7 protein-coding genes are annotated in these 6,344 nt (G+C 53.0%); 1 reads left to right on the top strand and 6 read right to left on the bottom strand.

What is annotated here, in order from left to right:
• Window positions 1-56: 56 nt before the first annotated feature.
• The 5 genes from ACTHSP_RS16635 to def form a co-directional block, all read right to left on the bottom strand.
• Window positions 57-650 (bottom strand): DUF4390 domain-containing protein, encoded by a 594-nt coding sequence (locus ACTHSP_RS16635; protein WP_003686233.1) that lies wholly within the window; start codon window positions 648-650, stop codon window positions 57-59.
• Window positions 616-1,875 carry a 16S rRNA (cytosine(967)-C(5))-methyltransferase RsmB gene (gene rsmB, locus ACTHSP_RS16630; RefSeq protein ID WP_308888351.1) on the bottom strand — a complete coding sequence of 420 codons (1,260 nt, stop codon included), beginning with the start codon at window positions 1,873-1,875 and terminating at the stop codon, window positions 616-618. The genes ACTHSP_RS16635 and rsmB overlap by 35 nt, the downstream gene beginning before the upstream one ends.
• Window positions 1,876-1,922: 47 nt before the next feature.
• A complete protein-coding gene (locus ACTHSP_RS16625; protein ID WP_371464947.1) occupies window positions 1,923-2,441 on the bottom strand; it encodes an O-acetyl-ADP-ribose deacetylase in 519 nt (172 codons plus the stop codon).
• 33 nt (window positions 2,442-2,474) lie between these two features.
• Window positions 2,475-3,401, bottom strand: coding sequence for a methionyl-tRNA formyltransferase (gene fmt / locus ACTHSP_RS16620; RefSeq protein WP_049352444.1), 927 nt, complete (start codon window positions 3,399-3,401; stop codon window positions 2,475-2,477).
• Between the two features lie 134 nt (window positions 3,402-3,535).
• Window positions 3,536-4,039 (bottom strand): peptide deformylase, encoded by a 504-nt coding sequence (gene def / locus ACTHSP_RS16615; RefSeq protein ID WP_003678675.1) that lies wholly within the window; start codon window positions 4,037-4,039, stop codon window positions 3,536-3,538.
• Window positions 4,040-4,273: 234 nt separating this feature from the next.
• On the opposite strand from def, the gene ACTHSP_RS16610 reads away from it, so the two are divergent.
• Window positions 4,274-5,539, top strand: a complete 1,266-nt coding sequence (locus ACTHSP_RS16610; RefSeq protein WP_003686234.1) for a LysM peptidoglycan-binding domain-containing protein — start codon at window positions 4,274-4,276, stop codon at window positions 5,537-5,539.
• 313 nt (window positions 5,540-5,852) lie between these two features.
• On the opposite strand, the gene ACTHSP_RS16605 is transcribed toward ACTHSP_RS16610, so the two are convergent.
• Window positions 5,853-6,344 (bottom strand): OmpP1/FadL family transporter (locus ACTHSP_RS16605; protein WP_440346484.1); only part of this gene is annotated, 492 nt, incomplete at its 5' end.

Raw genomic sequence — 6,344 nt, 5'->3', positions numbered from 1 at the left:
CCGTACAACAAAACAACGGCGAATACGGCGGCAATCAGAAGAAAGCGGCGCATGGTTTACTCCTGCACGACCGACAAGGATTTCCAACCGGAATCCAAATGCCAGTTTTTAGACGTCAGGGCATTGATTTGGAACGGTTTGGGCAGCTTGGCGGTTGTCAGCAGCAGGCGGATTTCAGCCTTCGTGTCTTTGGCGGCCACATCACTCAGCGCACCCTTGGACAAAACCTTCCAATTCACGACCGCGCCCACTGCACGCAAGGCAGTCTCAAGCGTGTCGTACTCGGTAGAAAACGTACCAACGGTAACGCGATAGCGGTTGGTCAGTGGATGGAAGGACAATTTGTATTGAATCGTGCTGTCGTTGTTGAGCAGCTGGTCGAACTTGAATTTATAAGACGACATGGACGGCGCTGACAGCTGCCAACTCAAATTGAAATGCAGGGGGACGCCCTGTTTGAGTGCTTCTTTAAGCTGGTCGGGCAGGTCAGTGCGGAAACGGCTGCTGACGGAAAGCTGTCCGGCATGGGTCAACTTTGCCTCGGCACGGGTCGCACTGATGCCCTCACCCGCCGCATTCAGCGATACGGCGAGCAAGAGCGGTACAATCAGCGTTTTACTGCTTTTTAATAAGCGCGTAATAAAAGCCATCTTGATGTTTGTTCGGTAAAAGCACACGCGACTCGATCAACTCGGCATCGGCATGGCGGTTAAGGAATTTTTGCAACTGACCGTCGTTTTCTTCGACAAAGACCGAGCAGGTAGCCAGCAGCATCCTGCCGTTTTTCGTCAGGGTCTGCCACAGTGCGTCCAGCAATGCCTCCTGCTGACGGGCGGTTTTGGCAGCATCGGTCGGGCGGCGCAGCCATTTCACGTCGGGATTGCGCCGCGCCACACCCGAAGCGGTACACGGCACGTCGGCCAAGACAGCGTCAAAGGCCTTGCCATCATACCACGCTGTCAAGTCCTGCGCATCGGCACAAGTCAAAGAGGCCGTTTGAAAGCCTAAACGGTCAAGATTGCTCTTCACCCTGTTCAGACGGCCCTCGTCTATATCCAAAGCGGTAACATGACAATCTGCCAGTTCCAAGATATGGCCCGTCTTGCCGCCCGGTGCCGCGCAGGCATCGAGGATGCGTTCGCCGTCTTTCGGATTCAACAAATAGGCAGCACGTTGCGCACCAAAATCCTGCACCGACACCAGGCCGTCTGAAAAACCGGGCAGACGGCTGACCGGCACGGCTTCTTCCAACATCACGGCGTATTCATCCAAAGCCCTGGCCGGAATACCTTCCGCAGCCAGTTTTTCCAAATAGCTTTCGGCATTGCCGTGTCGGCGGTTGACGCGCAAAGTCATCGGCGGATGCGATTGCAGCGCGGTGGTGATGTTGTGCCAATGTTTCGGATAATGGTTTCTCAAGTAAGCCACCCACCACAGCGGCAGGTTGTGTTTCGCCACATCGTCTTTTTTGCAGGAAGCCGCGAGCTCGTCGCGTTCACGCAAAAAGCGGCGCAAAATTGCGTTGGCAAACGAGCGAAACTGGCCGCGGCCGATTTTGGCAATGCTTTCCACCGCCTCATTGACCACTGCATGAGGGGCATTGCGCGTGTAATGCAGTTGGTACATCGCCGCCAAAAGAAGGCTTTCGAGCTGCGGATTGTCAATCGGCTTCTTCAGCATTTGACCAAGCATGTGCTTCAAACTGCCCAAATAACGCTGGCATCCGTAGGCAATATCCTGCAACGCGCCGTTTTCCTGCGCCGTCAGCTGCGGATGCGCCGCGCGGATTTCCGCCAAAACATCCTGAAGATTGCGCCCTTCGGCAACCGCGGAAACACTGTCGGCGGCCAGTTTTTGAGCGAGGGACATACTCATATTTTTGCTTTCTGATTCATAATTTGATTTCAAGTGTTTGGCGGATTTCAGACGGCCTGTTCGGCAGCCAGCAATGCCCGATAATATTCGGCATCTGCTTTGGAAAAACAGCAAAAGATGATTTTTTCCACTGCCGGACATTGCGGCAGGGTTTGCTTCAAACTCTCCAAAGCGATACGCGCGGCAGCTTCGGCCGGAAAGCGGTACACACCGGTGCTGATGCACGGAAAGGCGATGCTGTGGAGATCGTGTTTCTGGGTAAGCAGCAAGGAATTGGCGTAGGATTGTGCCAATTTGGCCTCTTCATTTTGTTTTCCGCCAAACCATACCGGCCCGACCGTATGAATGACATAACGCGCAGGCAAACGATAGCCTTTGGTTATTTTGGCTTCGCCTGTCCGGCAACCGCCCAAAGTGCGGCACTCGTCCAGCAGCTCTTTGCCCGCGGCGCGGTGTATCGCACCGTCTACGCCGCCACCGCCCAACAGCGATGAATTGGCGGCATTGACAATCGCATCGACTGCCAATCGGGTAATATCACCTTCGACCACTTCAAAAACAGCCATTGCCTTCTTTCCTCTACGTTGATTTCCAGCCTGTTACAAAACTGTTCCGACTTCAATCGTCCGGCCTGCCGCAAATGCCTGTATGCTCATGCGTTTGCTGCCGGAAGGCTGCAATTCGGTGATGTTCAGCGCATTTTCACCGCAAGCCACCAGCAGGCCGTCTGAAGTGCAGGACAACACCTCGCCTGCCTTACCCTGCTTGGCCACGACTTCGGCTCGCCAGATTTTCATCGGTTTGCCTTGATATTCGACCCACGCGGCAGGAACAGGGTTAAAGGCGCGGATTTTGCGTTCGATAATGTGCGCGGACTCGTTCCAATCGATACGCGCTTCTTCTTTGCTCAATTTCTGGGCGTAGGTAACACCTTCGTCAGGCTGCTTAACCGCGTTCAGACGACCTTCAGCCTGCAGACGCTGCAAGTCGGCAACAATCGCTTCCGCACCCAAACCCATCAATGCGTCATGCACTTCGTTGGCAGTATCCGTAGGTTGAATGGCATAGCGGTGTTCGCTGACCACATCGCCGGTATCCAAGCCGATGTCCATCTGCATGATGCACACGCCGGTTTCGGCATCGCCGGCTTCAATCGCACGTTGAATCGGCGCCGCACCACGCCAACGGGGCAACAACGAAGCGTGGATATTGAGGCAGCCGTGTTTGGGCGTATCCAACACATCCTGCGGCAAAATCAAACCATACGCGGCCACCACCATCACATCCGCGCCCGTATCTTTGAGCATTTGCAGGGCTTCGGCGTTATTGCGCAACTTTTCCGGCTGCGCCACGGTCAAACCTAATTCCAAGGCAGCCTGTTTGACCGGCGATGCGGTCAACTGCATGCCGCGGCCTTTAGGGCGGTCGGGCTGGGTCAACACCAGCGGAATTTCAAAACCTGCGGCGGCGATGGCTTTCAAGGCGGCGGCGGCAAAATCGGGCGTACCGGCAAAGATGACTTTCATGTTGTGTCCTTGTGGAAATGGTTTGAATGGCGCGTTGGGCAAACTGTTTCAGCTGAAAAGGCCGTCTGAAAGATTGAAAACCGAAGTCTGCCTTCTGTTTTGTCTTTTCAGACGGCCTTTAAGCGATGCGTAGGTCAGATGGTGTGTTTCTGACGTTTTTTCAGTTTGGTTTTGATGCGGCCTTGTTTCAGCTGCGACAGGTGTTCGACAAACACGATGCCCATCAGGTGATCCAATTCGTGCTGCACGCAGATTGCCAGCAGGCCGTCTGCTTCCAGCGTGAATTTCTCGCCTTTTTCGTTCAAGGCTTCAACTTTGACGCGCTCGGCACGGGTTACAGTATCGTAAATGCCCGGCACGGACAGACAGCCTTCTTCGTAAGTCGTCTCGCCGTCTTTTTCGACAATGACGGGATTGATGAACACGCGCGGCTCGCTGCGGTCTTCGGTTAAATCCATCACGACGATGCGCTCGTGTACGTCGACCTGAGTGGCCGCCAAGCCGATACCGCGTGCTTCGTACATGGTTTCAAACATATCGGCAACCAATGTCTGGATGCGCTCGTCGATTTTTTCAACAGGTTTGGCGACCGTGTGCAAACGCTCGTCAGGGTATTGGAGGATGTTCAGTAAAGCCATAATATTCTCGTTTTATAAAGCTGATGTGTGATTTTCATACAGATTCGGTTTCCGTCGCCACAATCTCCTGTCATGACAGCAACATTCAATGCTAAAATAACGCCGAAAAATGTTAAGATAGCGTGACGGAGGCCGTTCGTTATCGTATTGATGAATGGGCGGCAGTTTCGCAAACTCCAGCCTTCTCTGTTTATCATCTGAAGACAAACCGAATCGATTTCAAGGGGAACGGTTATGCAACAACGTATTATAACCCTGCTTTGCATGGCAGGCATGGCTATTTCTGCCCACACTCAGGCAGCTTCTTTAAAAATCCGCCCCAATGCGCCACAACGCTACGTCGTTAAAAACGGCGATACCTTGTGGGGTATTTCCGGCAAATATCTGTACAGCCCATGGCAATGGAACCGCCTTTGGGGCGCCAACCGCAACGCCATCCGCAATCCGCATCTGATCTATCCGGGTCAGGTGTTGGTTTTACGCTACATCAACGGTCAGCCGCGACTGGGTTTTGAACATGCCCAAACCCGTTCAGACGGCATTCCCGTGATCAAACTGCATCCGCGCGTACGCGAAACTTCCGGCTACGGCATTCCGACCGTCAATGTCAACCTCTACCGCATGTTCATGAAACATCCGCAGATTATCGCTCCGGAAGAAACCGCCAACGCGCCGCGCCTGATTGCCGGCCCCGACAACCGCGTCCTCTACACCCAAGGCAACCGCGTGTACGCATACGGCCTGACCGAACCCGGCCGCTACCTGACCTACCGCGTCAATAAAAACATCACCGACCCGGAAACCGGCAAATTTCTCGGCCAAGAAGTTGTGTTCAGCGGCATCGCCAACACGTTGCCTTACACCGACTCCGCCTTGGAAAACCGCACCCGCGCTTCTGACGAAAAACTCAAAAGCAACGAGTATTACACCCAAGTCAACAAAGCCATGAAGCTGCGCACCCAATCCGCGCAACCTTTGGTTATCGAAGAAGCCGTTTCCGAAATCCGCAAAGACGACTATCTGCTGAAACTGCCCGAAGGCCTCGACAGCTTCAATGTTATGCCTCACGCCCCTGCCCGTCCGATTCAGGCCAAAGTCGTTTCCATCTTCGACGGTGTGGGCGAAGCCGGCCAGTTCCAAACCATTACTTTGGACAAAGGCGAACTCGACGGCTTGGACAAAGGCACTGTGGTCAGCCTCTACAAACGCGGCCGCCAAGTCCGTGTCAATCTGTCCAACAACCTGATTCGCAAGCCGAAAGACAAAGATACGGTTGAATTGGTTTCCATTCCGGCGGAAGAAATCGGCTTGGCAATGGTGTACCGCACATCCGACCATCTGGCCTCTGCCATTATTTTGGAAAGCCTGAACAGCGTTTCCATCGGCGATACCGCCTCCGAACCCGGCCGCGATTTGGACAATATGGCCGATGAAAAAACCATGGATAAACCGGCTGAAGACGAACAAGAAAGAGAAATCGAACTGGAAGTCCGCAGCTGATTGAGCTTTCTTAGCAGCCATGCGGCAAATAAGGCCGTCTGAAAACCTATTTTTCAGACGGCCTTTTGATTGCTGCCCATCAGCATAAATAAAATCTGTAACACGTTGTTTAAAACGCAAACAATATCTTATTTTCTCAAGCCGGTAATCAGCTATTCCCTTTTCTATCGTTTTTCCACTCTGCCATTCAAATCAGAAATATGAAAAGCCCAACACGCCATTTATTGCCTGTGGATTGTTCCATCTGTTCCTGCCAATCAAAAAGGCCGTCTGAAATCTTCAGACGGCCTTTTTATCCACAACTTAAATCCGATTATTTGAATTTGTAAGTGTATTGCAAGCCCAAGATGTCCGCCTTGTTTTTGAAGCGGGCGGAAGATGTACCACGGCTGTCTACGTCGTTGCCGCTGGCTTTGCCTGTGCGGTAAACCGTGTCATTAATGTGGATATGGCTGTACGCCGCATCGATAACATGGTTTTTACCCAGTTGATATTTAGCGCCGACGGAGAACCAGATACGGTTGCCGTCAGGCAGGCTGTTCATGCGGTCTTCGGCGCTTTTAACCGGTGATTTGTCGAAAGCGATACCGGCACGCAGTTGCAATGGTTCGGTAACTTGGTAAGAGCCGCCGAATGCGACTTTATAAGTGTTGCGCCAGTTAGGCGTGATGACGGTACGGTCAGATTGACCGTTGACAACTTTTTTGGTGTTTTCAAACACCAGCTCGGCTTTGTTGAAGCGGCTGTGGCGCGTCCAAGTCACATCGCCGAACAGGTTGGTTTTGTCGGTGGCGCGGTACATACC

Source organism: Neisseria sp. P0001.S005 (assembly GCF_051963715.1).
Note: the sequence above shows the minus strand (reverse complement) of the source record. Positions and strands in the feature narration are given on the sequence as shown.